We start from the raw sequence: 22,774 nt of genomic DNA on the forward strand, positions 1-22,774 counted from the left end.
AGCACCGCGTCCGGAGTTCATGATGAGCCTGACCGCCCCCACCACCCAGCAGGAAGCTGCCACCAGCACCGAGGCCGCGCCCGTGCGCGACCTGGCCGCACTCAACGCCTGGCTGGAAACGCTCGATGCCGAACGCCGCGTCGAATGGGCGCTGACCCACGGCCACGGCAACCCGGCGCTGTCCTCCAGCTTCGGCGCGCAGTCGGCGGTGGCCTTGCACCTGCTCACGCAGCAGAAGCCGGACATCCCGGTGATCCTGATCGACACCGGCTATCTGTTCCCGGAGACCTACCGCTTCGCCGACGAACTGACCGAGCGCCTGCAGCTCAACCTCAGAATCTATCGTCCGCTGGTCAGCCGCGCCTGGATGGAGGCGCGCCACGGCCGCCTGTGGGAGCAGGGCATGACCGGCCTGGACAACTACAACCAGCTGCGCAAGGTCGAGCCGATGCGCCGCGCATTGGACGAACTGGGCGTGGGCACCTGGCTCACCGGCCTGCGCCGCAACCAGTCGGCCAGCCGCGCCGACACCCCGATCGTGCAGCAGCGCGGCGAGCGGCTGAAGGTCAGCCCGATCGCCGACTGGAGCGACCGCGACGTGTGGCAATACCTGAAGAAGCACAACCTGCCCTACCACCCGCTGTGGCACGAGGGCTACGTCTCGATCGGCGACTTCCACACCACCACCCGCTGGGAACCAGGCATGCGCGACGAGGACACCCGCTTCTTCGGGCTCAAGCGCGAGTGCGGGATCCACGAGGACATCTGATCGCGTCGCGATCGCCGGGCCGCGTCTTGCCCTATCTTCGCAAGCACGGGTGACCGGTCCGCGTGGGCCGCGCCACCCGCCTGTGGCGCACCGGGACGACAGGCCGATGAAGCACGAGAACGAGATCGTCGATGCGCACCGGGTGCTCAGGGCCCTGTGCGGCGTGCTGGCGGCGACGGGCCTGCTGGTGGCCGGGATCGGCCTGGTGAAGTACGCGCTCGCAGGCGACTGGATCGAAGTCCTTTTCCGGCTCGGCCCGCTCTTCGGCAGCGGGTTCTTCGGGTACTTCGCGATCACCGGCAGGCTTCCGCTCCCGGACAGGTCCGCCGCTTCCCGCTCGGACGACGGGACGTAGCGACGCGGGCATCCGAATATGATGGCGAACCTTCTTCGGCAGATTCCGTCCATGTCCGCGGCCTCCCCGTTCCGCCGACGGATCGCGTTGCTCCTGGTCCTGTCCACGATGCTGCCGCTGGCCGGCTGTTCGTCGATGGGCACCCTGCGGGCATTCCTGGGCGGCACGGTCGTGGTCACCGATGCGGAGCTGCAGCAGCGTTTCGACCGGCGCTTCCCGCGCGACTTCGAGCTCGGGGGCGGCATCGCGACGCTGACCCTGGAACAGCCGCAGTCCAGGCTCCAGGACGACCAGTTGTGGCTGGCCTTCGACGTACAGGCCACGGTCGCCGGGCTGCGCGTGGGGCCGCGCGGCCACTTCGCCCTCGTCTCCGGACTGCGCTTCGACCCCGACAGCCAGGCCCTGTACCTGCACGAGCCCAGGCTCACCCGGCTGGACCTGCCGCGGATGCCGGGCCTGCCGGCCGGCGAGGAACTGCTCGCGCTCGGCGACGCGCTGCTGGCCGAGTACGCGCGCAACGAACCGGTCTACGTGCTGAGCGAGCGGCGCCAGTCGCAGGTGCCGCTCGGGCGCAGCGTCTACCGGGTCGACATCGAAAACGGCCGCATCGTCATCGGCGTCACGCGCTGAGCGCTCCTTCCAGGAACCGGTGTTGCCGGCGACATCCCGCGCTGGCAAACGCGGCTCCTGCATCAGACTGGCGGCATGCTTACCGGTACTGCTTCTCCTCGACGAACTGCGAACCGGCCAGCCGGTTGATCGCGTTCTTGATGCCTATCCGCTCGCCGTTGCGCGCGGCCACCGCGCGCGCCAGCTCGATGAACTCCCCGCCGAAATCCTGCGCGGCCTCCTTGGCCCGCAGCGCGTCCTGCACGTCCCACATGCGCTCGTTCACCACGCGCAGCTGCACCTTCAGGTCCGCCAGCTCCGCCGAACCGGCCGCCAGCCCTTCCCACAGCGGCAGCAGTCCCTCCAGCTCCACCACCACGTTGCGGCGCTTGGCCTCGTCGCCGATCCGCTCGGCCTTGATCTCGAGGATGGTGATCTTGTCGATGAGCTCCCCGACCGAAACGGGAACCATGATCGTGTTCATGCCGGCGTCCTGGTGGCCTATTGCAGGGGCGGAGTTTACCGGCCCGGGTCGGCGGCTCCCAGATCGGCGGCCCGGGCCGGCCCGCTGCCGGTGCGGCGCTGCCTTCGGTCGTCGCTGCCGAGGAAGCACGCCATGCGCTGCAGCTCGTCATCGAGCGCATTGCGGAATGCGGTGCCTTTCGGCGTCGCGCCGACGTAGCCGAAGTCGGGTTGCAACCGTCCCTCGCGCACTACGAGGTTGGCCCAGCCGACGACGTGCTCGCGCCACAGCATGGGCAGGGCGTAGTAGCCGAGCCTGCGCTTCGGTTCGGGCGTGTAGGCCTCGAACCGGTACGTCCAATCCCAAAGCAGCGTGAAACGGCGGCGGTCCCAGACCACCGGATCGAAGGGGGCGAGCAGGCGCAGCGCGGCATCGGGTGCATGGCGGCGCGAGGCCGGGTCCTCGTCGGCGGGCCAGTACCAGACCGTGCCGTCGATGCGGTGGCTGGCGAGCCGCTCGCGCGCCAGGCGCAGGGCCGCCCGGGTCTGCACCGACAGCTGCGGAGCGCCGTAGTCGAGCAGGCGGACCAGGTAAGTCAGGCTCGCCGCCGGCAGCGGCGCATACTTGCGCACCACCAGTTCCACCAGCGCGGCGGCGCAACGCGCGCGGCCCGCCGGGCTGTCGTCGGCCGGCGGATGCGCCGCCACCTCGTATATGCGCGTGCCGCTTTCGCGCCGCTGCACGCGCAGCATCCCGCGGTAGTGCATGCCGTCGAGCAGGTGGGTACTGGCGTTGCTGGATCCGCCCCAGTAGTTCGTGACCCGGCCATGCGCGAAATGCCGCTGCACGTCGCGCGGATGCACCGGCCCGTGCTCTCGCACGAAGGCCAGCACGTCGGCGGCCCTGCGGCGGGTCCCGGCATCCCAGGCACGGCTGGGCCGGCGCGGGTGCATCAGGCCCAGGTGCTCGCGCGGCAGGAAGCCGTAGTTGACCAGGCAGTCCTCCTCCACCGCGAGCCGGGGATAGCGGCGCTCCAGGTCGCCGGCGCAGTAGTCCCTGACGCGGTGGCGCAGGGTCAGATCCTGCGCGCGCGCCGGGGCACGGATGGGATCGGCCTGCACGAAGCCCAGCCGCTGGATCGCGCGCGGCAGCGTGGTCGGGGCGAAGAGGGTGCGCGCCACCGCATAGCGGCGCAATGCGTCGAGGGTCGGTGCGGACATGTGGACCATTGCAGCACAGCGCCGGGCGACACGCCGCAGCGTCTAAAAGGGGTCCGTCTAATAAGGGGTCAGAGTCAATTAATCGTGATTAATTGACTCTGACCCCTTTTAAGCAAAGGCGCCTCAGCTGGTGATGGTCTGGGTCAGCGATTCCCAGGTCGGCGGCTCGGGCCAGTCCGGGTCCTGGTTGCCGTCGAGGACGCGGCGCAGGTCGCGCTTGTCGATCTGCGGGGCCAGCACGTTGACCAGTTCCAGCGCGTAGTCGCGCAGCACCCGCTCGCGCGGCAGCACCGCCCAGGCGATGCACTCGCTGATCTCCTTCGGCGCCGGCCAGCCGCGCAGGTCGGTGTCGCTGGTGCTCACCGCCATCTCGGCCAGCAGGCCCACGCCCAGGCCGGCGCGCACGTAGGTCTTGATCAGGTCGGCGTCCAGCGCGGTCAGGGCCAGGTTCGGCTCCAGGCCGACGCCGGTGAAGGCGCGCTGCAGCGAGGACTCCGGGCGGGTCGAGGACTCGTAGCTGATCAGCGGGTGGCGCGACAGCTCCTGGATGTCCGGCGCCCGGCCGGCGCGGTCCAGTTCGTGACCGCGCGGCACCAGCGCCAGCCGCCGCCAGCGGTACAGCGGCACCGCCACCCCGCCCTGCGGCTCGCCGCCGGCGGTGCTGACCACGGCCATGTCGGCTTCGCCGCTGCTCAGCAGGTCCAGCGCCGCGCCCTCGGTCGACTGCTGCAGGTGCACGCTGACTTGCGGGAACTCGCGCTTGATCCGCGCGATCGCCGGCGGCAACACGAAGCGGGCCTGGGTATGGGTGGTGGTGATGGTCAGCTGGCCGTGGCTCTCGCGGCGCTGGTTGGCGGCGTAGGCACGGATGTTGGCGGTCTCGGCCAGGATCACCCGGGCCCGCTCCAGCACCTCGCTGCCGGCCGGGGTGATCGCCTCCAGGCTGCGGCCCTTGCGCACGAACAGCAGGAAGCCCAGCTCGTCCTCCAGCTGCTTGAGTTGCTTGGACAGCCCCGGCTGGGTCGCGTGCACGCGCGCCGCGGCCAGGGTGATGTTGAGCCCGGCATCGGCGATGGCGACGAGGTAGCGCAGCTGGGTAAGCGTCATTCGGTAGGAGCCGGGCGACCACGGGGCCGGACGGAGGGATCAGGCCATGGACTGTAGTCAGGAATCCATGGCCGATCTTATAACCCGAATGCATGAGCAAGGTCCGGCAAGTTATTTCCTGCGGTTATGAGCCGGCGCTACGGTCGGTTTCCCCGACTTCTCCCGCCCCGCCGTGAGCCAGCCGTCCGCCCCCGCCAGCGCGAGCTTCGATCTGCCTCCGGGCGGCGTCGCCCTGGTCGGCGCCGGCCCGGGCGACCCCGGCCTGCTGACCCTGCATGCGCTGCGTGCGCTGGAATCGGCCGAGGTGGTCCTGTACGACCGCCTGGTCGGGGCCGGCGTGCTGGCCCTGGCCAATCCCGGGGCGCTGCTGCAGGAAGTCGGCAAGTCCGCCGGCCGCCACAGCATGTCCCAGGAAGAGATCCACGCCCTGATGCTGGCGCACGCCCGCGCCGGGCGCCGCGTGGTCCGGCTCAAGGGCGGCGACCCGTTCGTGTTCGGCCGCGGCGGCGAGGAACTGGAGTTCCTGCGCGCGCACGCGATCCCGTTCCGGGTCGTGCCCGGCATCACCGCGGCGGTGGCCTGCGCGGCGTACGCCGGCATCCCGCTGACCCACCGCGACCACGCCCAGTCGGTGCGCCTGCTGACCGCGCACTACCGCGACTCGGTCGACACCCTGGACTGGGACGCGCTGGCGCAGGAACGCCAGACCCTGGCGGTCTACATGGGCGTGGCCGGGCTGGAGCGGCTGCGCGAGCGCCTGCTGGCCGCCGGCCGCGACCCGGCCACGCCGTTCGCCCTGGTCGAGAACGGCTCGCGCCCGGAACAGCGGGTGGTCACCGGCACCCTGGACGACCTGGCCGATACCGCGTCGGCGCACGGCGTGGCCTCGCCTGCGCTGCTGATCCTGGGCGAGGTCGCCGCGCTGGCCACGCAGCTGCACTGGTTCGGCGCCGCGCCGTTCGGCCCGCCGACGGCTGAACCGGCCTTGGCCCGGGCCGCCTGAATCCCGCGTACTTCCACCACTTCCCCGACTTCCAGGAACCACGGAACGCCCCATGGCCATCTACGACAGCATCCTCGACACCATCGGCCGCACCCCGGTCGTCAAGCTGCACCGCGTCGCGCCCTCGCACGTGGAGCTGTACGCCAAGGTCGAGGCGTTCAACCCGGCCGGCTCGGTCAAGGACCGCCTCGCCATCGCGATCGTGCTCGACGCCGAGGCCAAGGGCCTGCTCAAGCCCGGCGACACGATCATCGAGGCGACTTCCGGCAACACCGGCGTGGCCCTGGCCGCGGTGGCCGCCGCGCGCGGCTACAAGTTCGTGGCGACCATGGTCGAGACCTTCTCGATCGAGCGCCGCAAGCTGATCCGCGCCTACGGCGGCAAGGTCATCCTGACCCCGGCGGCCGAGCGCGGCAGCGGCATGGTGCGCAAGGCCGAGGAACTGGCGAAGAAGCACGGCTGGTTCCTGGCCCGCCAGTTCGAGAACCCGGCCAACCCGGCCTACCACCGCCAGACCACCGCCGCCGAGATCCTGCGCGACTTCGCCGGCCGCCGCCTGGACCACTTCGTCACCGGCTGGGGTACCGGCGGCACCCTGACCGGCGTGGGCGAAGTGCTGCGCGTGGCCCGCCCAGAGGTGAAGATCACCGCGGCCGAGCCGGCCAACGCCTCGCTGCTGGCCGGCAACGAGTGGAAGCCACACAAGGTGCAGGGCTGGACCCCGGACTTCATCCCGGCCGTGCTCAACCGCGAGGTGGCCGACCAGATCCTGGGCATCGCCGACGAGGACGCGATCGCGACCTCGCGCCGGCTGGCGGCCGAGGAAGGCATCTTCGTCGGCATCTCCGCTGGCGCCACCGTCGCCGCCGCGCTGAAGGTGGCGGCCGACGCGCCGGCCGGCTCGGTGCTGCTGGCGGTGCTGCCGGACACCGGCGAGCGCTACTTCTCCACGCCGCTGTTCGAGGGCGTCAACGAGGGCTCGGACGACGAGTGGCTGGCGTCGCTGGGCTGAACCTTCCCTGGAGCGGTACCGGGCGGCACGCAAGTGCCGCCTTTTTTGTTCGTCATCCCCGCGGAGCCGAGGCGGCCGCTTTTTTTCTTCGCCGATTCGAGGGATACGCCCGCAACGCAACAGCAATGGCAATGGCAACGGCGACAGCAACATCAACAGCAACATCAACAGCCAGAGCGCCGGGCGTGCCCGGCTTCGGGCTGAGCCGCGGCAGGCCAGGTGTGTTGCGGTCGTCTCGGCGGCACATCCCTGTGCCGACTCGCCGACGCGGCCATCCCTGGCCGCTGCCGCAACACACCTGGCCTGCCACGTCTTCGGCGCGCGTCCAGGTCGTGGCTTCGTCATCGCCAACGGCCTGCCGGCTCCGTTCGTCGCCCGACGACCTGCTCTTGTGTAGGAGCCGGGCTTGCCCGCGTCGCGACGCCGTAGGCACAGGCGACACCTTCATGATTCCGACGCCCGTGTCGCCGACTGAAGTCAGCTCCTACAGAAGAGCGGCGGCGGCGCGGCTGTTGTAGGAGCCGGGTTCAGCCGGCAACCCGACGCCGTCGGCACAGGCGTCGTCCTCCGCTGTTCGATGCCCGCACGACGGCCTCCGGTCGCGGGAGCCAATGAGCCTTTCGGGGCCTGGTGCTTCCATGCCAGCCAATAGAAGCCGCGACCTGGAAGCCACCCGAGGCCGAAGCGATGCTCTTGCCTGACAGGCGACGGCTTCACGCCAAGCCAATGCCCTGCCTCGCAGTGGCAGCGGCCATCGACCGCAGAAACCGGGTTGCCTTCCCACGCAGTTGGGCGAAGAACCTTCTTTTTTTTCCTACAAGCAAAAGGAGGGCCAGGCGGGCGCTCAGCGCGCCGCCATGAACGCCTCGATCTCGTCGGCCGAGCGCGCCAGGCCGTCGGTCAGCACCCGGTGGCCGTCGCCGGTGACCAGCACGTCGTCCTCGGTGCGGATGCCGATGCCGCGCCATTTGGCCGCCACCGACTTGTCGTCGGCGCCCACATACAGGCCCGGCTCGATGGTCAGGACCATGCCCGGCTCCAGCAGTCGCGGCTCGCCGTCGATCCGGTAGTCGCCCACGTCGTGCACGTCCAAGCCCAACCAGTGTCCGCTCTTGTGCCGGTAGAAGCGCTTGTAGTGCTCTTCGGCGATGTTCTTCTCCAGCGAGCCCTTGAGCAGCCCAAGCCGCAGCAGGCCCTCGGTCAGGGCCTCCACCGCCGCGCCATGGATCGCCGAATAGGCCACCCCCGGGCGGGCGCAGGCCAGGGCCGCGGCCTGCGCGGCGCCGACCAGGTCGTGCAGCGCCCGCTGCTCCTTGCCGAAGCGGCCGTTGACCGGGAAGGTGCGGGTGATGTCGGCGGCGTAGTTGCGGTATTCGGCGCCGGCGTCGATCAGGACCAGGTCGCCATCCTTCGCCTGCGCACTGTTGGCCACGTAGTGCAGCACGCAGCCGTTGGCGCCGGCGCCGACGATGCTGCCGTAGGCCGGACAGGCGTCGGCGGCGCGGAACACGCGCTCGACCTCGGCCTGCAGCTCGTACTCGTGGATGCCCGGGCGCGCGGCGCGCATCGCCGCCTGGTGCGCGTGCACGCTGATGTCGGCGGCGCGCTGCATCAGCCGGATCTCGTCCTTGGACTTGAACAGGCGCTGCTCGTGCAGCAGGTGGCCCAGTTCCAGGAACTCGTGCGGCGGCTGCGCGCCGTGCCGGACCTGGGCGCGAACGCGGTTGACCCAGCCGATCAGCTTGAGGTCGAACTCGGCGTCGCGGCCGAAGTGGTAGTAGACCCGCGAACGGCCTTCCAGCAGGCCGGGCAGGATCTCGTCGAGGTCGTCGATCGGGTAGGCGTCATCCATGCCGTAGTCGGCGACGGCGCCTTCCTGGCCGGCTCGCGGCCCGTCCCAGCCCTCGCGCTCGGGATCGCGCTCGCGGCAGAACAGCAGCGCCTCGCCGTGCTTGCGGCCTGGCACCAGCACCAGCACCGCCTCCGGCTCGGGGAAGCCGCACAGGTACCCGAAGTCCGAGTCCTGCCGGTACGGGTAGTGGGTGTCATGGCTGCGCACCCGCACCGGCGCGGCCGGCAGCACCAGGATCGCGTCGTCGCCGGCCATGCGCATCAGCTGGCGGCGGCGGCGCGCGTACTCGCCCGCGGAGATGCCGGTAAGCGAGCGCAACATGTCAGTTCAGGGTGCGGCGGTGGCGCGGGCCGAGCACGCAGTCGCCGTGCAGCAGCAGCGCGGCGACGCGGACGAACTCCTCCAGCTCGGACAGGGCGGACTCGTCCTCCTCCTCGTCCTCGTCGATCTCCTGCACGCTGGCCCCGGCCAGGCGGGCCAGGTCCTGCAGTGCCTCGGCGCCCTCCTCCGACAGCGGCGGCTGCGCGCCGGCGGCCAGGCCGAAGCCGCCGAGGAAGCTGCGGCACCAGTCGAACAGGCCCTGCGCCCGCTGGCGCAGCGGCTGGTCGTCGTCGCCCAGCAGCAACTGGAAGGAGAATTCGCCGTCGGCCAGCTGGGTCGCGGTGGCCTGGCGCAGGCGGTCCAGCGCGCTGCCGGAGGGCGGCGCCGGCGCCGCCGGATCGGCCAGCACCCGCGCCAGCCAGGCGGCCGTATCCTCGCCGCCGCCGGCGAGCCAGCCGCAGAGACTGCCGTGCAATTCCGGGACGGTCGCGCCCAGTTCCAGCGCGCGGCTGGCTTCGGCGACCTCATCGGCGGTGGGGAGTTGGGGCATGCGGATCCGGGAAGTGCGACGGAGGACCCGGCCGATTGTAGCAACCGCAACCCTCGCCACCGCTTGTCGGCGTTCCCCGGCCATGCCTACACTCGCGTGGATCGCCCATCACGACCCGCATCCCATGCCGTCCGACGTCGCTGCGCGATACCGCAAGACAGGACCCCGCCGGACCGGCTGCCGATGACTGCCGCACTCATGGCCATCGCCGCGGGACTGACGATAGCGGTCCTGCTGCTGCTTTGGCGCTGGCGCAACAGCCACCTGCGGCAACACGAAGCGCTGCGGGCGCGCGAGGAACACCTGACGGTGGCGCTGTGGGGCTCGGGCGAGCAGTTCTGGGACTTCGACCTGGCCCGGCGCGAACTGCACCTGCTGCACGCCGACGAGTCCGAACCGCACCTCGGGCTCGGCCTGACCGTGACCAGCCGGTTGGCCTCGCTGCCGCTGGTCCACCCGCACGACCGCCCCAGCCTGCGCCGGCGCCTGCGCGCGCACCTGCGCGGCCGCGACCCGCTGTTCACCTCCGAGCACCGGGTCGATCCGGACGGCGACGGTAACTGGGTCTGGATCCGTGTCCACGGCCGCACCGTCGAGCGCGACGCCCGCGGCCACCCGCGGCGCCTGGCCGGCACCGCGCGCGACACCACCGCCAACCGCCACGCCGAGGCCGAGCGGCGCATCGCCAGCGAGGTGCTGCGCAGCATGAGCGAGGCGGTGGCGGTGCTGGACCGCGAGCTGCATTTCGTCGCGGTCAACCCGGCCTTCAGCCAGATCACCGGCTACAGCGACGTGGAGGCGCTGGGCCGCCCTTTCACCATGCTCGACAGCGACCACAGCGAGGGCCGCGGCAGCACACTGGGCCAGGACCTGGGGCGCCAGCACTGGCAGGGCAACGTCTGGATGACCCGCCGCGACGGCGAGGAGATCCTCTGCCACGTCAAGCACAACGCCATCCCCGACGCCGGCGGCGAGATCAATTTCCACGTGGTGGTGCTGAGCGACATCACCGAGCAGAAGCGCGCCGAACAGGAACTGCGCTACCTGGCCAACTACGACGCGCTGACCAGCCTGCCCAACCGCTCGCTGCTGTCCGAGCGCCTGGCCCGGGCGATCGTGCGGGCGCGTCGCGAGGGCGGCCACGTGGCCGTGCTGTTCCTGGACCTGGACCGGTTCAAGGACGTCAACGACTCGCTCGGCCACGCCACCGGCGACCGGGTCCTGCGCGCGGCAGCCGAGCGGGTGCAGCACGCGGTGGGCCCGCAGCACACGGTCGCGCGCCTCGGCGGCGACGAGTTCACCGTGGTCCTGGAAGGGCTGGCCACCGCGCAGGAGGCCGAGCACGTGGCGCAGCGGGTGATCGAGTCGTTCTCGCTGCCGCTGACCCTGGACGAGCACCACGAGATCACCGTGTCGCCGTCGATCGGCATCAGCCTGTTCCCCGACCACGCGCAGGTGCCGACCGAACTGCTCAAGCACGCCGACACCGCGATGTACCAGGCCAAGGCCGCCGGCCGCCGCACCTGGCAGGTGTACTCGGCCAGCATGGACGAGGCCACCCGCCGCCGCGCCACCCTGGCCGGCCTGCTGCGCCGGGTGGTCGAGCGCGACGAGCTGACCCTGGTCTACCAGCCGCGCTATTCGCTGCACGAGCAGCGGGTGGTCGGCGCCGAGGCACTGCTGCGCTGGCGCCACCCGGAGTTCGGCCTGGTCCCGCCGGACCAGTTCATCCCGCTGGCCGAGGACACCGGGCTGATCCTGGAGATCGGCGAATGGGTGCTCAAGGAAGCCTGCACCACCCTGCGGCAGTGGCAGAGCGCAGGCCTGGACGGCATGCGGATGTCGGTGAATGTCTCGGCGATCCAGCTGCTGCGCGGCGACCTGGCCAGCACCCTGGCCCGGATCCTGGCCGAGACCGGGGTGGCCTCCGGCCAGCTGGAGCTGGAACTGACCGAGAGCGCGATCATGGCCAACGTCGGCCGCAGTGCCAGCGTGCTGCATGCCTGCCGCGCCCTCGGCGTGGGTGTGGCGGTGGACGATTTCGGCACCGGCTACTCCTCGCTGGCCTACCTGAAGCGGCTGCCGCTGACCACGCTGAAGATCGACCAGGAGTTCGTCGGCGACCTGACCCGCGACCCGGACGACGAGGCCATCACCAGCACGGTGATCGCCATGGGCCACTCGCTTTCGCTGACGGTGGTGGCCGAGGGCGTGGAGACCGCCGGCCAGCTCAAGTTCCTGCGCGACCATGGCTGCGACGAGGTCCAGGGCCATTACATCGCCGCGGCGATGGACCGCGATGCATGCATGGCCTTCCTGTCGCGCCCGGCGATGGTGCCGGCGTAGCCACCCCGGCCGCTGTTCTTGTGAGGCAGGCGGCCTTGCGACACGACGCCGTCGGCACAGGCGACGACCTCACCACCCCGAAGCCCGGGTCGCCAGCAAGCTGGGGTGCTACAGAAGGCGGCCGCGCCAAGTTGCTGTAGGAGCCGGGTTCAGCCGGCGACCCGACGCCGTCGGCACAGGCGACGACCTCCTGATCCCGACGCCCGTGTCGCCGGCAAACTGGGCTCCTACAAGAGCTTGCGCCGCTGCGTCGTAGGAGCCGGGTTTGCCCGCGACCCGAGTGTCGGCGCAAGCCACGCCCCCCGTCATCCCGACGCCCGTGTCGCCAGCGAGCTAGGCTCCTACACGGGGAAACCGCCGCCGTCGCAGGGACCGGTCCTGCCGGCGCACACCGCGCCGGTGCCTCCGGCGGCGGCCGTGACGCCGGCACCGGCACGCGCCGGCCGCGCCGCTTGACCGGGCAACCGGGCGCTGCCTATCGTGGCCGCCATGGACGCCCCCTCCGAAGCCATCGCCCAGCTCCGCGCCCTCGCCGCGCGGGTCGAGGCGCTGGCCGAACGCTGCCAGCGGCTGGCGGACGAGAACCGCAGCCTGCGCCAGCAGCAGGAACAGCTGTTCGCCGAACGCGCCCAGCTGCTCGGCAAGAACGAGCAGGCGCGCTCGCGGGTGGAGGCGATGATCGCGCGGCTGAAGTCGCTGGAGCAGCACACGTGAGCAACCACAGCGAGCCGGTCGGCGTCCGCGTCCTCGACCGCGAGTACACCGTCGGCGTCAGCGCCGAGGAACGCGACGGCCTGCTCGCCGCCGCGCGCCTGCTCGACGCGCGCATGCGCGAAGTGCGCGGCAACAACCGCATGGTCGCACTCGACCGGGTCGCGGTGCTGGCCGCGCTCAACCTGGCCCACGAGCTCCAGCAGCTGCGCCAGGAGCGCGACGCGCAGCAACGCGAACTGGCCGTCACCCTGGAAACGCTGAACCAGCGCCTCGACGGCCTGCTCGGCACCACCGCCGGCTGAATGCGCGACAACCCATAGACGCCGTCTTGCGACGCTGAACCGGGCATTGCCGATTTCTTCTCCCGCACCGACGGACGGGCTAGGCAGTCGCAATGCGGGCGCTATAATCCGCCTGCGTTCTCTGCCGTGTGCGACAGCTGGCAAAACATTCGCCTTGTCCCTTAAAAACGACACCGGGGAAGCGACGACGCCGGGGGTGCATGTCCGCCACGCAGCGGAAAGCCCGATGGTTTCCCAGCTTTCCCACTTGGACCTCGGGTTCAAGGTCGTTTCGCCGCATCGGCATGGTGGAGAATGCCTTTTTTCCGACGACGCCTCCCCCGGGAGGCGTCGTCGTTTCCAAGGGCATCTAAAAAGGGGTCAGGTACATTTTCCTTTGTGGGAAAATGTACCTGACCCCTTTTTAGATGCCCCGATGACCCAGGACCGCGCCACGCTGCGCCGCGAACTGCGCCAACGCCGCCGCGAGTTGCCCGCCGCCGCGCGCATCGCCGCGGCCGAATCGCTGGCGCAGCGGATCCTCGCCCTGCCGTTCCTGCCACGCGAGGGCTACGTCGCCGGCTACTGGGCGCTGGACGGCGAGATCGGCCTGCACGTACTGCAACTGCGCCTGCCGCCCGGGCTGGTGTACTGCCTGCCGGTGCTGCACGGCGACGACACCCTGCGCTTCGCGCCGTGGCGCGCGGGCGATCCGCTGGTGACCAACCGCTACGGCATCCCCGAGCCTGACGTCGAACCGGCCTCGGGACTGCGCGCGGAGGAACTGGCGCTGGCGGTGATGCCGCTGGTGGGTTTCGACGCGCGCGGCCAGCGGCTGGGCATGGGCGGCGGTTGGTATGATCGCAGCTTCGCGTTCCGCAGCGGCCGCGCCGCGCCGCCCTGGCTGGTCGGCGCCGGGTTCGCGGTGCAGCAGGTGCCGGCGCTGGAAGCGGCCGCCTGGGACATCGTGCCGGACGCGATCTGCACCGAGGACGCCACCCTGCTCCGCGCCCCCCACCGCGAGACCGATCCCGCATGAGTCCACGCAAGCGCTACTGGCTGATGAAGTCCGAGCCGGACGCCTTCTCCATCGACGACCTGCAGCGGGTCGGTACCGAGCCGTGGAACGGCGTGCGCAACTACCAGGCACGCAACTTCATGCGCGACGGCATGAAGGTCGGCGACGGCGTGCTGTTCTACCACTCCAACACCGCCGTGCCTGGCATCGTCGGTGTGGCCAGCGTGGCCAGTCCGGCCTACCCGGACGAGACCCAGTTCGACCGCAAGTCGCACTACTTCGATCCCAAGGCGACCCGCGAGCAGCCGCGCTGGTTCCTGGTCGACGTGAAGTTCGAGCGCAAGCTCGAGCGCACCATTCCGCTGGAGGAGATCAAGCAGCACGCCGATGAACTCGGCGAGGCTTTCCCACTGGTCGCGCGCGGCAGCCGCCTGTCGGTGTTCCCCGTGACCGCCGCGCAGTGGAAGCTGCTGCTGTCGCTGGAATGAGCATCACCTCGTCGTTCCGGCGAACGCCGGAAGCGCTTTACAGCAGCCGAAGGGCTGACCAACCAGCGACCTGCCGCACCGGTGGAGACGCGACCCGTCGCCAGCGGAGCGATGGCGCAAAGGCACCGGGTCCCGGCGTTCGCCGGGACGACGGCGGGATAGGATCGCCGGCAACCCAGCACACGAACAACCACAGCAGACTGACCCATGAGCGAAGCGAAGCGCCTGGCCGGCGAGAAGGCCATCGACTACGTCGAGGACGGCATGATCGTCGGCGTCGGCACCGGCTCAACCGTGGCCTACTTCATCGACGCGCTGGGCCGGATCCGGGACCGCATCGCCGGTGCCGTCTCCAGTTCCGAACAGAGCACCGCGCGGCTGAAGGCGCTGGGCATCGAGGTGCTCGACGCCAACGCCGCCGGCCCGCTCAGGCTGTACGTGGACGGCGCCGACGAATGCGACCCGCACAAGCGCCTGATCAAGGGCGGCGGCGCCGCGCTGACCCGCGAGAAGATCATCGCCGAGGCCAGCGAGACCTTCGTCTGCATCGTCGACCCGGCCAAGCGGGTGCCAGTGCTCGGCAGGTTCCCGCTGCCGGTGGAAGTGATCCCGATGGCGCGCAGCCTGGTCGCCCGCCGCATCCTCGGCCTGACCGGCGGCCAGCCGGTATGGCGCGACGGCGTGGTCACCGACAACGGCAACTGGATCCTGGACGTGCACAACCTGTCGATCACCGACCCGGTGGCGCTGGAGACCGAGCTCAACCAGATTCCCGGCGTGGTCAGCGTCGGCCTGTTCGCGCGCCGCCCGGCCGACGTCGTCATCGTCGGTGGCGAGCCGCCGCAGGTGCTGTGACACAGGGAGCGGCAGCCGGGCCGGCCGCCGCTCCTGTTCGTGGGCAGGCGGACCCGCCGCCAACTCCCGGCCCGCAGCCCGACCCGCGCAAGCCGGCTTCAGCCGACGACACAAGCCTCGAAGCCACCGGGAAACAAGCGTCCCGCCACCCGGCCGGCCGGCTTGACCTTGGCGGCGGGTATATCAGAAGGTGCGCCTGCATCTTCCAGAAAGCCCTCGCCATGTCCCGCTCGCTGCGCCTGCTCGCCCTGCCGCTCCTGCTCCTGCTCAGCGCCTGCGCCTCGGCGCGCACGCCTTGGGTGGAACTGGGCGGGGAGCGTTTCCAGGTGGAGATCGCCGACGACGACGACGAGCGCGCGCGCGGGCTGATGTTCCGCGACGTGCTGCCCGAGGGCCACGGCATGCTGTTCATCCACGACCGCCAGGAACCGCAGGCGTACTGGATGAAGAACACCCGGATCGCGCTCGACATCCTCTACTTCGACAACGAGCGGCGGCTGGTGGCGCAGCAGCGCGACGTGCCGCCGTGCTCGGCCGGCGACCGCTGCCCGGCCTACCCCAGCCGCCGCCCGGCGCGCTACGTGCTGGAGCTCAACGCCGGCCAGGCCGCGCGGCTGGGCCTGGAGAACGGCACCGAGCTGCGCTTCGGTCCGGGAATCCCCGACGCGCCCGGCCGCTGAACACCGCTCAACCCGCGCCCGCGCCCGCCGATACCGGAACTGGACGGGACTTGATTGCCGCGCGCGCCAGCCCCAGTCTTGCCGCATGGGGAATCGAAGTATGCAAACGCACCTGCCCGACTGGAACACGCTGGCCACGCTCGACGACGAATCGCTGCCGCTGCTGCCGGCGGCGCTGCTGATCGCCCGCGACGAGTACCCCGACTTGGACCCGCTTCCCTACGAGGCGCTGGTCCAGGCCCATGCCGACCACCTGCGCGAGGAGGTCGCCGCGATCGGCCAGCAGCCACTGAAGATGGCGGCGATCAACCGGCACCTGTTCGAGGAGCTGGGCTACAGCGGCAACCACGACGAGTACTACGACCCGCGCAACAGCTACCTCAACCAGGTGCTGGACCGGCGCCTGGGCAACCCGATCTCGCTGGCGATGGTGCAGATGGAGGTGGCGCGGCGGCTGGACATCCCGCTGGACGGCGTCTCCTTCCCGGGCCACTTCCTGGTGCGCCTGCCGGTGGACGGCGGCCTGCTGGTGATGGACCCGTTCAACGGCGGCCGCCCGCTGGCGGTGGAAGAACTGCGCGAACGGGCCAAACCGCACCTGGGCGAGACCCCGGACGACAGCGTGCTGCTGCAGATCCTCAGCCCGGCGCCGCACCGCGCGATCCTGGTGCGGGTGCTGCGCAACCTGCATGGCCTGTACGCCGAGACCGGACAGTGGGACCGCGCCGCGCGCAGCGCCGACCGGGTGCTGAGGCTGATGCCCACGCAGGCCGAGGCGCTGCGCGACCGCGGCCTGGCCTACCTGGAGCTGGACTACCTCACCGGCGCCCGCCAGGACCTGGGCCGCTACCTGGAGCTGGCGCCGGAGGCGAGCGACGCCGAACAGATCCGCGAGCGGCTGATCGACGCCGGCGGCACGCGCGCGGTGGTGCACTGAGGCTGTGTGGCGGCGGCGGTGGCAGCAGGCCCTCGCGCTTCCGGCGTCCTGCGTCCCGCAAGGCAGGCTCCTGCATCGGTGCCGGGGTGCTGTCGCTGTTGTAGGAGCTGGCTTCAGCCGGCGACACGGCGCCGTCGGCACAGGCGACGCCTTCATGATCCCGACGCCCGTGTCGACCACTGAAGTGGGCTCCTACACGGAAGCGGGTCGCCCTGCCGGTGCATGCAGGGAAGCCGGAGCGCTGTCACTGTCGTAGGAGCTGGCTTCAGCCGGCGACACGGCGCCGTCGGCACAGGCGACGCCTTCATGATCCCGACGCCCGTGTCGACCACTGAGGTGGGCTCCTACACCGGGCAGGCGCAGCGGGCCGGTTACAGCTCGACCATCTCGAAGTCGTCCTTGGTCACGCCGCAGTCCGGGCAGGTCCAGGTGTCGGGGATATCCTCCCAGCGCGTGCCCGGGGCGATGCCTTCCTCGGGCAGTCCATCGGCCTCGTGGTAGATGAAGCCGCAGACCACGCACATCCAGCTGCGGTAGGTGGTGGCGTCGGGTGGGCTCATCGGATAATGCGGGCTTCGGCACGGGCGCGGGACTGCATTGTCCCACCGCCACCGCCGCACCGGAAACCCCGCCGATGAACGCGCAGCCCGGCCCGCCCCCGCGCGGCCTGTACCTGATCACCCCCGACGAAGCCGACACCGCGCGCCTGCTGGCGCGGGTGGCGCCGCTGCTCGGCGAGGGCGTGGCCTGGCTGCAGTACCGCAACAAGGCCGCCGGCGCGGCACTGCGGCGTGAACAGGCGACCGCGCTGCAGGCGCTGTGCGCCGGCGCCGGCGCCGGCGTACCGCTGCTGGTCAACGACGATGCCGCACTGGCCGGCGAAATCGGCGCCGCCGGTGCCCACCTGGGCGAGGACGACGGCGACATCGCCGCCGCGCGTGCGCTGCTCGGCCCGGGCGCGTTGCTCGGCGCGTCGTGCTACGACAGCCTGGAACTGGCCCGGCACGCGGTCGCCACGGGCGCCGGTTACGTCGCCTTCGGCGCTTTTTTCCCCACCGCCAGCAAGGCCACCACCCGCCGGGCCACGCCCGGCCTGCTGCGCGAGGCGGCGGCGCTGGGCGTGCCGCGCGTGGCCATCGGCGGCATCACCCCGGGCAACGCCGGTGCGCTGGTCGCCGCCGGCGCCGACCTGGTCGCGGTGATCGGCGGCGTGTTCGACGCGCCCGACCCGGTTGCCGCCGTGCGCGCCTACCAGCACTGCTTTTTGTAGGAGCGGGCATGACCGCGACGCGACGCCATCGGCACAAGCGACACCCTCGGGACCCCGACGCCCAGGTCGCGGTCATGCCCGCTCCTACAATGTCCCTTTTCGCCGTACAGGAAATCCCCCGATGAACCACGACCGCTCCCATGCCCTGTTTTCCCGCGCGCAGCAGCTGCTGCCGGGCGGGGTCAATTCGCCGGTGCGCGCGTTCAAGTCGGTCGGCGGCGAGCCGTTCTTCGTGCAGCGCGCCGACGGGCCGTACCTGTACGACGTCGACGGCAACCGCCACATCGACTACGTCGGCTCCTGGGGCCCGATGATCGTCGGCCACAACCACCCGGCGGTACGCGCGGCGGTGGAAAAGGCGATCGGCGACGGGCTGTCGTTCGGCGCGCCGTGCCCGGCCGAAGTGACCATGGCCGAGACCATCACCCGACTGGTGCCCTCGTGCGAGATGGTGCGCATGGTCAACTCGGGCACCGAGGCCACGCTGTCGGCGATCCGCCTGGCGCGCGGCGCCACCGGCCGCCAGCGCATCGTCAAGTTCGAGGGCTGCTACCACGGCCACGGCGACTCGTTCCTGGTCAAGGCCGGCAGCGGCATGCTGACCCTGGGCGTGCCGACCTCGCCGGGCGTGCCGGCCGGGCTGAGCGAGCTGACCGCCACCCTCAGCTACAACGACTTCGAGGGCGCGACCCGGCTGTTCGAGGAGATCGGCCACGAGATCGCCGCGCTGATCATCGAGCCGGTGGTGGGCAATGCCAACTGCATCCCGCCTCGCGAAGGCTACCTGCAGCATCTGCGCGAGCTGTGCACGAAGCACGGCGCGCTGCTGATCTTCGACGAAGTGATGACCGGCTTCCGCGTCGCCCTGGGCGGTGCGCAGGCGCACTACGGGATCACCCCGGACCTGACCACCTTCGGCAAGATCATCGGCGGCGGCATGCCGGTGGGTGCCTATGGCGGCCGCCGTGAACTGATGTTGCAGATCGCGCCGGCCGGCCCGATCTACCAGGCCGGCACGCTGTCGGGCAATCCGGTGGCGATGGCCGCCGGCCTGGCGATGCTGGAACTGGTCCAGGCGCCGGGCTTCCACGAGCGCCTGTCCGAGGCCACCGCATCGCTGTGCGAGGGCCTGGAATCGGCCGCGCGCGAGGCCGGCGTACCCGTCACCACCAACCGCGTCGGCGCGATGTTCGGGCTGTTCTTCACCGATCAGAAAGTTGAAACCTACGCCCAGGCGACCGCCTGCGACATCGCCGCGTTCAACCGGTTCTTCCACGCCATGCTCGAGCGCGGGGTGTTCCTGGCGCCGTCAGCGTACGAGGCCGGGTTCCTGTCCAGCGCGCACGACGCGGCGGTGATCGCCGCCACGATCGAGGCCGCGCGCGGCGCGTTCGGGGCCGTCGCCCGCGGATGAGCGCCCGGGCGCGGCCGCGGCTGTTGCTGCTGGACTTCGACGGAGTCCTGGCCCGTTACTCGCACCAGGACCGCATCGCCCACCTGGCCGCCACCGCCGGCTGCGAGCAGGCACGCGTGGCCGAGGTGCTGTTCGCCTCGGGCCTGGAAACCGAGTACGACAGCGGCCGCCTCGACACCGCAACCTACCTGCGCCGGCTCGGCGACGGGCTGGGCCGGCCGATCGACGAGGCCAGCTGGATCGCCTCGCGCGCTGCAGGCAACCGCGCCGATCCGCGCGTGCTCGAGCAGGTGCTGGCAGTGACCGCGCATACGCCGATCGGCGTGCTGAGCAACAACGGCGCGCTGATGGCAGAGGCCATGCGCACGATCGTGGCGCCGTTGTTCCCGGCGCTGGAAGGCCGCGTGCTGTGCAGCGGTGCACTCGGCGTGCGCAAGCCCGACGCGGCGATCTTCGCCAAGGCTCTGGAACGTTTCGAAGTGCCGGCCGCGCAGGTGCTGTTCGTCGACGACGTGTTCGCCAACGTCCAGGGCGCGCGCGCCGCCGGCCTGCAGGCCGACACCGTCGACGACGCCCGTTCGCTGCGCCGGGTGCTGGCGCGCCACGGCCTGGCGCCGGGCGCCGCGCCTCTGTAGGAGCACAGCTTGCTGGCGACATGGGCGTCGGGAACACTGGGCCGTCGCCTGCCGACGGCGTCGGGTCGCCGGCTGAACCCGGCTCCTACAACAGCCGCGGCGCAGTGCTTTTCTGTAGGAGCTGACTTCAGTCGGCGACACGAGCGTCGGGACCACGAGGGCGTCGCCTGTGCCGACGGCGTCGGGTCGCCGGCTGAACCCGGCTCCTACAACAGCAGCGTCACGGCCGCTCTCCTGTAGGAGCTGACTTCAGTCGGCGACACGAGCGTCGGGACCACGAGGGCGTCGCCTGTGCCGGCGGCGTCGGGTCGCCGGCTGAACCCGGCTCCTACAACAGCCACGGCGCAGCCGCTCTTCTGTAGGAGCTGACTTCAGTCGGCGACACGGGCGTTGGAACCACGAGGGCGTCGCCTGTGCCGGCGGTGCCCGTTCGCCGATGAATCGCCTCCTACGGCTGGCGCACGGCGCTCCAGAGCACCTCCGGGCCGATGTCGGCCAGGGTCCTGCAACCGGTGAGCGCCATGGCCACTTCCAGTTCGGCGCGCAGCAGGTGCAGCACATGGGCCACGCCGGGTGCGCCGGCCGCCGCCAACGCATATACGTAAGGGCGTCCAACCAGCACCGCATCGGCACCCAGCGCCAACGCCTTGAGCACGTCGCTGCCGCGCCGCACGCCGCCGTCCAGCAGCACCGGGATCCGCCCGGCCACCGCGGCGGCCACGGCGGGCAACGCGTCGATCGTCGCCGGCAGCGTGTCCAGCGTGCGCCCGCCGTGGTTGGACACGATCAGCCCGGCAATGCCTGCATCGACCGCCGCTTCGGCGTCGGCGGCGGCCAGCACGCCCTTGAGCACGACCGGCAGGCGGGTGATCGAACGCAGCCAGGCCACGTCGTCCCAGGTCGGCGCATGCGCGAGCAGTCCGCTGCCGAACAGTGGACTGCCGCCCGGCGCGCCGGCGCGGTGGGCCGCCGGTGGCGGCATGCCGCGCAGGTTGGCCGCCTCCACGCCGGGCGGCAGCGCGAACCCGGCGCGCTGCTCGCGGTTGCGCACGCCGTTGACCGGCGCATCCACGGTCAGCACCAGCGCGCGGCAGCCGGCCGCCTCGGCGCGCGCGACCAGGGCCGCGGTGAAGTCCCGGTCCGGCTGCAGGTACAGCTGGAACCACAGCGACGTCTGCGCGGCGCGCGCGATCTCTTCCAGGGCGATGCCGGACTCGGTGCTGACCACCATGCCCGCGCGCATCGCCGAGGCGCCGAGCACCGTGGCCAGTTCGCCGTCGCGGTGGGCCAGGGTCTGCAGCGCCACCGGCGCCAGCAGCACCGGATAGTCGAAAGTGTCGCCGAACAGCGTGACCCGGGTGTCGCCACCGTCCAGCGGCCGCAGCACGCGGCCCTGCAGCTTCAGGCGGGCGAAGGCGGCGCTGTTGTCGGCCAGGGTGAGTTCGTCGGCCGCACCACCGCTCAGGTAGGCCCAGGCCGCCCCGCCCATGCGCTCGCGCGCCTCGGCCTCGTAGTCGGCCACCGCCGCGATCCGCGCGGGGATCGACGCCATCGGCGGCAGGGTCATGTCTGCGCCCAGCGCCGCAGCAGGTTGTGGTACACGCCGGTCAGGCGCTGCAGCTCGGGGCTGTCGGGCACCTGCACCGCCAGCGCCTGGATCGCGTCGTCCAGTTCCAGCAGCAGCGCGCGCTGGCTGTCCTCGCGCACCAGGCTCTGGGTCCAGAAGAACGCGGCGTAGCGGGTGCCGCGGGTCACCGGGGTGACCCGGTGCAGGCTGGTGCCGGGGTACAGCAGCATGTGCCCGGCCGGCAGGCGCACGCGGTGCTCGCCGTAGGTGTCCTGCACCATCAGTTCGCCGCCGTCGTATTCGTCCGGATCGCTGAAGAACAGGGTGGAGGAAACATCGCTGCGGATCCGGTGCGGCGTGCCCGGCACGCTGAACACCGCGTTGTCGATGTGGTCGCCGTACTCGCCGCCGCCTTCGTAGCGGTTGAACCGGGGCGGCACCACCTTCAGCGGCAACGCGGCGGCCAAGTAGCGCGGATGGCGCGACAGCGCCTCGAGGATGGCCTCGCCCAGTTGCGCCGCCAGCGGGCTGTCCGATGGCAGCTGCAGGTTGCGCTTGGCCCGCACCGCCTGGTGGCCGGCGGTGGCGCGGCCATCGGTCCATTCGGCCTGCTCGAGCGCCTGCCGGCATTGCCGCAACCGCTGCGGGTCGAGCACGTCGGGGATGGTCAACATCATGTCGTTGCGTGCTCCTCGCCGTCGTCGCGGCCGGATCGGGCCAAGCCTACGTCCGTGCGGACGCGCGGCGGTAGTGGCAGAGGGCGGGACCGGCATCGTCCAGTGGCAATGATAATCTTTATCAAATAAGATGCGCTCTCAACAACACCGTGCCCTTGCCCGATGTCGCCCGGTTTCGGTAGTACCGCCTGCGCACTCGCCAACGGACCGTCGCCGGTCCGGCGCGCACGCGCGTGGCTGTTGCTGGTCGGGTTGCTGCTGGCCGGCCTCGCGACACCCGCGCTGGCGGCCGGTTCTACCCTGCAGGGGTGGGAACAGGGCGGCGCGGTAGCCGGCGAGCAGGCCGCGGCGGCCACGCCCGAGTCCCGATCGCAGCGCCAGCGCAGCCCGGTGGCCGCAACCGCACAGGTACCGCTGCGTCGCCCCGACGCCGACCAAGGCTCCACCGCGCTTGCCGTGGGCGATAGCGCGGTTCCCCAGCATCCGCACGGTCCGGCCCTCAAACCCTTGCGCACCGGCTGGGGCAGCCGGGCGCCGCCCGGCCCGCGCCACAGCTGACTCCGGCCACCCGGCCGACGCACCGCGCAGCCCGGCTGCGCCGCCGCAAGCGGCCAATCGCCATTCCCGCCTC

The 22,774-nt window shown here is 71.2% G+C and carries 24 protein-coding genes, 1 other RNA gene and 1 pseudogene; 18 read left to right on the plus strand and 8 right to left on the minus strand.

What is annotated here, in order from left to right:
• The first annotated feature begins 22 nt into the window (after positions 1-22).
• The 3 genes from WQ53_RS04830 (at position 23) to WQ53_RS04840 (ending at position 1,754) form a co-directional block, all read left to right on the plus strand.
• A complete protein-coding gene (locus tag WQ53_RS04830; RefSeq protein ID WP_144409224.1) occupies positions 23-769 on the plus strand; it encodes a phosphoadenylyl-sulfate reductase in 747 nt (248 codons plus the stop codon).
• Positions 770-875: 106 nt separating this feature from the next.
• Positions 876-1,124, plus strand: a complete 249-nt coding sequence (locus WQ53_RS04835; protein ID WP_144409225.1) for a hypothetical protein — start codon at positions 876-878, stop codon at positions 1,122-1,124.
• A gap of 51 nt (positions 1,125-1,175) precedes the next feature.
• Positions 1,176-1,754, plus strand: coding sequence for a DUF1439 domain-containing protein (locus WQ53_RS04840; protein WP_052630959.1), 579 nt, complete (start codon positions 1,176-1,178; stop codon positions 1,752-1,754).
• A gap of 79 nt (positions 1,755-1,833) precedes the next feature.
• Here the strand turns inward: WQ53_RS04840 and WQ53_RS04845 are convergent, their stop codons facing one another.
• The 3 genes from WQ53_RS04845 to WQ53_RS04855 form a co-directional block, all read right to left on the minus strand.
• Positions 1,834-2,217, minus strand: a complete 384-nt coding sequence (locus tag WQ53_RS04845; RefSeq protein ID WP_052630961.1) for a DUF6165 family protein — start codon at positions 2,215-2,217, stop codon at positions 1,834-1,836.
• 35 nt (positions 2,218-2,252) lie between these two features.
• Positions 2,253-3,416, minus strand: a complete 1,164-nt coding sequence (locus WQ53_RS04850; protein ID WP_082112848.1) for a DNA glycosylase AlkZ-like family protein — start codon at positions 3,414-3,416, stop codon at positions 2,253-2,255.
• Positions 3,417-3,539: 123 nt separating this feature from the next.
• A complete protein-coding gene (locus tag WQ53_RS04855; protein WP_052630963.1) occupies positions 3,540-4,523 on the minus strand; it encodes a LysR family transcriptional regulator in 984 nt (327 codons plus the stop codon).
• Between the two features lie 151 nt (positions 4,524-4,674).
• Between WQ53_RS04855 and cobA the strand changes: the two are divergent.
• Together cobA and cysK are read left to right on the plus strand one after the other, a co-directional pair.
• A pseudogene (gene cobA / locus WQ53_RS04860) lies at positions 4,675-5,526 on the plus strand (uroporphyrinogen-III C-methyltransferase); the annotation flags it as partial.
• 52 nt (positions 5,527-5,578) lie between these two features.
• Entirely contained in the window at positions 5,579-6,538 is a 960-nt protein-coding gene (cysK, locus tag WQ53_RS04865; protein ID WP_052630964.1) for a cysteine synthase A, read from the plus strand.
• Between the two features lie 844 nt (positions 6,539-7,382).
• On the opposite strand, the gene WQ53_RS04870 is transcribed toward cysK, so the two are convergent.
• Positions 7,383-8,708 (minus strand): aminopeptidase P N-terminal domain-containing protein, encoded by a 1,326-nt coding sequence (locus WQ53_RS04870; protein ID WP_052633925.1) that lies wholly within the window; start codon positions 8,706-8,708, stop codon positions 7,383-7,385.
• A 4-nt stretch (positions 8,709-8,712) separates the two neighbouring features.
• Positions 8,713-9,261, minus strand: coding sequence for a UPF0149 family protein (locus tag WQ53_RS04875; protein ID WP_052630965.1), 549 nt, complete (start codon positions 9,259-9,261; stop codon positions 8,713-8,715).
• 183 nt (positions 9,262-9,444) lie between these two features.
• On the opposite strand from WQ53_RS04875, the gene WQ53_RS04880 reads away from it, so the two are divergent.
• The 9 genes from WQ53_RS04880 to WQ53_RS04915 all read left to right on the plus strand — a co-directional run bounded on the left by WQ53_RS04880 (position 9,445) and on the right by WQ53_RS04915 (position 16,580).
• Positions 9,445-11,607 (plus strand): putative bifunctional diguanylate cyclase/phosphodiesterase, encoded by a 2,163-nt coding sequence (locus WQ53_RS04880; protein WP_052630967.1) that lies wholly within the window; start codon positions 9,445-9,447, stop codon positions 11,605-11,607.
• 489 nt (positions 11,608-12,096) lie between these two features.
• A complete protein-coding gene (locus WQ53_RS04885) occupies positions 12,097-12,321 on the plus strand; it encodes a TIGR02449 family protein (protein WP_052630969.1) in 225 nt (74 codons plus the stop codon).
• Entirely contained in the window at positions 12,318-12,623 is a 306-nt protein-coding gene (locus WQ53_RS04890; protein WP_052630970.1) for a cell division protein ZapA, read from the plus strand. The genes WQ53_RS04885 and WQ53_RS04890 overlap by 4 nt, the downstream gene beginning before the upstream one ends.
• Positions 12,624-12,738: 115 nt before the next feature.
• Positions 12,739-12,921, plus strand: a non-coding RNA gene (gene ssrS, locus WQ53_RS16190) — 6S RNA.
• Positions 12,922-13,038: 117 nt separating this feature from the next.
• Entirely contained in the window at positions 13,039-13,641 is a 603-nt protein-coding gene (locus tag WQ53_RS04895; protein ID WP_052630971.1) for a 5-formyltetrahydrofolate cyclo-ligase, read from the plus strand.
• Positions 13,638-14,108 (plus strand): EVE domain-containing protein, encoded by a 471-nt coding sequence (locus tag WQ53_RS04900; RefSeq protein ID WP_052630972.1) that lies wholly within the window; start codon positions 13,638-13,640, stop codon positions 14,106-14,108. Before WQ53_RS04895 ends, WQ53_RS04900 begins: the two co-directional genes overlap by 4 nt.
• Positions 14,109-14,315: 207 nt before the next feature.
• Complete coding sequence (rpiA, locus tag WQ53_RS04905; RefSeq protein ID WP_052630974.1) at positions 14,316-14,963, plus strand: ribose-5-phosphate isomerase RpiA; 648 nt, start codon at positions 14,316-14,318, stop codon at positions 14,961-14,963.
• Positions 14,964-15,184: 221 nt separating this feature from the next.
• Positions 15,185-15,643, plus strand: coding sequence for a DUF192 domain-containing protein (locus WQ53_RS04910; RefSeq protein ID WP_052630976.1), 459 nt, complete (start codon positions 15,185-15,187; stop codon positions 15,641-15,643).
• Positions 15,644-15,743: 100 nt separating this feature from the next.
• Positions 15,744-16,580, plus strand: coding sequence for a SirB1 family protein (locus tag WQ53_RS04915; RefSeq protein WP_052630979.1), 837 nt, complete (start codon positions 15,744-15,746; stop codon positions 16,578-16,580).
• Between the two features lie 371 nt (positions 16,581-16,951).
• Here WQ53_RS04915 and WQ53_RS04920 read toward each other — a convergent pair whose 3' ends face one another.
• Positions 16,952-17,140: a rubredoxin gene (locus WQ53_RS04920; RefSeq protein WP_052630981.1), complete on the minus strand. Its 189-nt coding sequence runs from the start codon at positions 17,138-17,140 to the stop codon at positions 16,952-16,954.
• 74 nt (positions 17,141-17,214) lie between these two features.
• Between WQ53_RS04920 and thiE the strand changes: the two genes are divergently transcribed.
• From thiE to WQ53_RS04935, 3 genes are all read left to right on the plus strand, one after another.
• Positions 17,215-17,850: a thiamine phosphate synthase gene (gene thiE, locus WQ53_RS04925; protein WP_052630983.1), complete on the plus strand. Its 636-nt coding sequence runs from the start codon at positions 17,215-17,217 to the stop codon at positions 17,848-17,850.
• A 121-nt stretch (positions 17,851-17,971) separates the two neighbouring features.
• Positions 17,972-19,264 (plus strand): glutamate-1-semialdehyde 2,1-aminomutase, encoded by a 1,293-nt coding sequence (gene hemL, locus WQ53_RS04930; protein ID WP_052630985.1) that lies wholly within the window; start codon positions 17,972-17,974, stop codon positions 19,262-19,264.
• Positions 19,261-19,899 carry an HAD-IA family hydrolase gene (locus WQ53_RS04935; RefSeq protein ID WP_052630986.1) on the plus strand — a complete coding sequence of 213 codons (639 nt, stop codon included), beginning with the start codon at positions 19,261-19,263 and terminating at the stop codon, positions 19,897-19,899. The genes hemL and WQ53_RS04935 overlap by 4 nt, the downstream gene beginning before the upstream one ends.
• Before the next feature lie 448 nt (positions 19,900-20,347).
• Here WQ53_RS04935 and WQ53_RS04940 read toward each other — a convergent pair whose 3' ends face one another.
• A complete protein-coding gene (locus tag WQ53_RS04940; protein WP_052630988.1) occupies positions 20,348-21,466 on the minus strand; it encodes an alpha-hydroxy acid oxidase in 1,119 nt (372 codons plus the stop codon).
• Complete coding sequence (locus WQ53_RS04945; RefSeq protein WP_052630989.1) at positions 21,463-22,143, minus strand: Fe2+-dependent dioxygenase; 681 nt, start codon at positions 22,141-22,143, stop codon at positions 21,463-21,465. Before WQ53_RS04945 ends, WQ53_RS04940 begins: the two co-directional genes overlap by 4 nt.
• A 162-nt stretch (positions 22,144-22,305) precedes the next feature.
• On the opposite strand from WQ53_RS04945, the gene WQ53_RS16605 reads away from it, so the two are divergent.
• Positions 22,306-22,701, plus strand: a complete 396-nt coding sequence (locus tag WQ53_RS16605; protein WP_144409226.1) for a hypothetical protein — start codon at positions 22,306-22,308, stop codon at positions 22,699-22,701.
• Positions 22,702-22,774: the final 73 nt, after the last annotated feature.

Origin of the sequence: Pseudoxanthomonas suwonensis (assembly GCF_000972865.1) — a bacterium.
GTDB classification, from domain to species: domain Bacteria; phylum Pseudomonadota; class Gammaproteobacteria; order Xanthomonadales; family Xanthomonadaceae; genus Pseudoxanthomonas; species Pseudoxanthomonas suwonensis_B.

Coding starts and splice junctions, on each gene's coding strand:
- WQ53_RS04830 (WP_144409224.1), top strand. CDS start 23: ATGAGCCTGACCGCCCCCACCACCCAGCAGGAAGCTGCCACCAGCACC.
- WQ53_RS04835 (WP_144409225.1), top strand. CDS start 876: ATGAAGCACGAGAACGAGATCGTCGATGCGCACCGGGTGCTCAGGGCC.
- WQ53_RS04840 (WP_052630959.1), top strand. CDS start 1,176: ATGTCCGCGGCCTCCCCGTTCCGCCGACGGATCGCGTTGCTCCTGGTC.
- WQ53_RS04845 (WP_052630961.1), bottom strand. CDS start 2,217: ATGAACACGATCATGGTTCCCGTTTCGGTCGGGGAGCTCATCGACAAG.
- WQ53_RS04850 (WP_082112848.1), bottom strand. CDS start 3,416: ATGTCCGCACCGACCCTCGACGCATTGCGCCGCTATGCGGTGGCGCGC.
- WQ53_RS04855 (WP_052630963.1), bottom strand. CDS start 4,523: ATGACGCTTACCCAGCTGCGCTACCTCGTCGCCATCGCCGATGCCGGG.
- cysK (WP_052630964.1), top strand. CDS start 5,579: ATGGCCATCTACGACAGCATCCTCGACACCATCGGCCGCACCCCGGTC.
- WQ53_RS04875 (WP_052630965.1), bottom strand. CDS start 9,261: ATGCCCCAACTCCCCACCGCCGATGAGGTCGCCGAAGCCAGCCGCGCG.
- WQ53_RS04880 (WP_052630967.1), top strand. CDS start 9,445: ATGACTGCCGCACTCATGGCCATCGCCGCGGGACTGACGATAGCGGTC.
- WQ53_RS04885 (WP_052630969.1), top strand. CDS start 12,097: ATGGACGCCCCCTCCGAAGCCATCGCCCAGCTCCGCGCCCTCGCCGCG.
- WQ53_RS04895 (WP_052630971.1), top strand. CDS start 13,039: ATGACCCAGGACCGCGCCACGCTGCGCCGCGAACTGCGCCAACGCCGC.
- WQ53_RS04900 (WP_052630972.1), top strand. CDS start 13,638: ATGAGTCCACGCAAGCGCTACTGGCTGATGAAGTCCGAGCCGGACGCC.
- rpiA (WP_052630974.1), top strand. CDS start 14,316: ATGAGCGAAGCGAAGCGCCTGGCCGGCGAGAAGGCCATCGACTACGTC.
- WQ53_RS04910 (WP_052630976.1), top strand. CDS start 15,185: ATGTCCCGCTCGCTGCGCCTGCTCGCCCTGCCGCTCCTGCTCCTGCTC.
- WQ53_RS04915 (WP_052630979.1), top strand. CDS start 15,744: ATGCAAACGCACCTGCCCGACTGGAACACGCTGGCCACGCTCGACGAC.
- WQ53_RS04920 (WP_052630981.1), bottom strand. CDS start 17,140: ATGAGCCCACCCGACGCCACCACCTACCGCAGCTGGATGTGCGTGGTC.
- thiE (WP_052630983.1), top strand. CDS start 17,215: ATGAACGCGCAGCCCGGCCCGCCCCCGCGCGGCCTGTACCTGATCACC.
- hemL (WP_052630985.1), top strand. CDS start 17,972: ATGAACCACGACCGCTCCCATGCCCTGTTTTCCCGCGCGCAGCAGCTG.
- WQ53_RS04935 (WP_052630986.1), top strand. CDS start 19,261: ATGAGCGCCCGGGCGCGGCCGCGGCTGTTGCTGCTGGACTTCGACGGA.
- WQ53_RS04940 (WP_052630988.1), bottom strand. CDS start 21,466: ATGACCCTGCCGCCGATGGCGTCGATCCCCGCGCGGATCGCGGCGGTG.
- WQ53_RS04945 (WP_052630989.1), bottom strand. CDS start 22,143: ATGATGTTGACCATCCCCGACGTGCTCGACCCGCAGCGGTTGCGGCAA.
- WQ53_RS16605 (WP_144409226.1), top strand. CDS start 22,306: ATGTCGCCCGGTTTCGGTAGTACCGCCTGCGCACTCGCCAACGGACCG.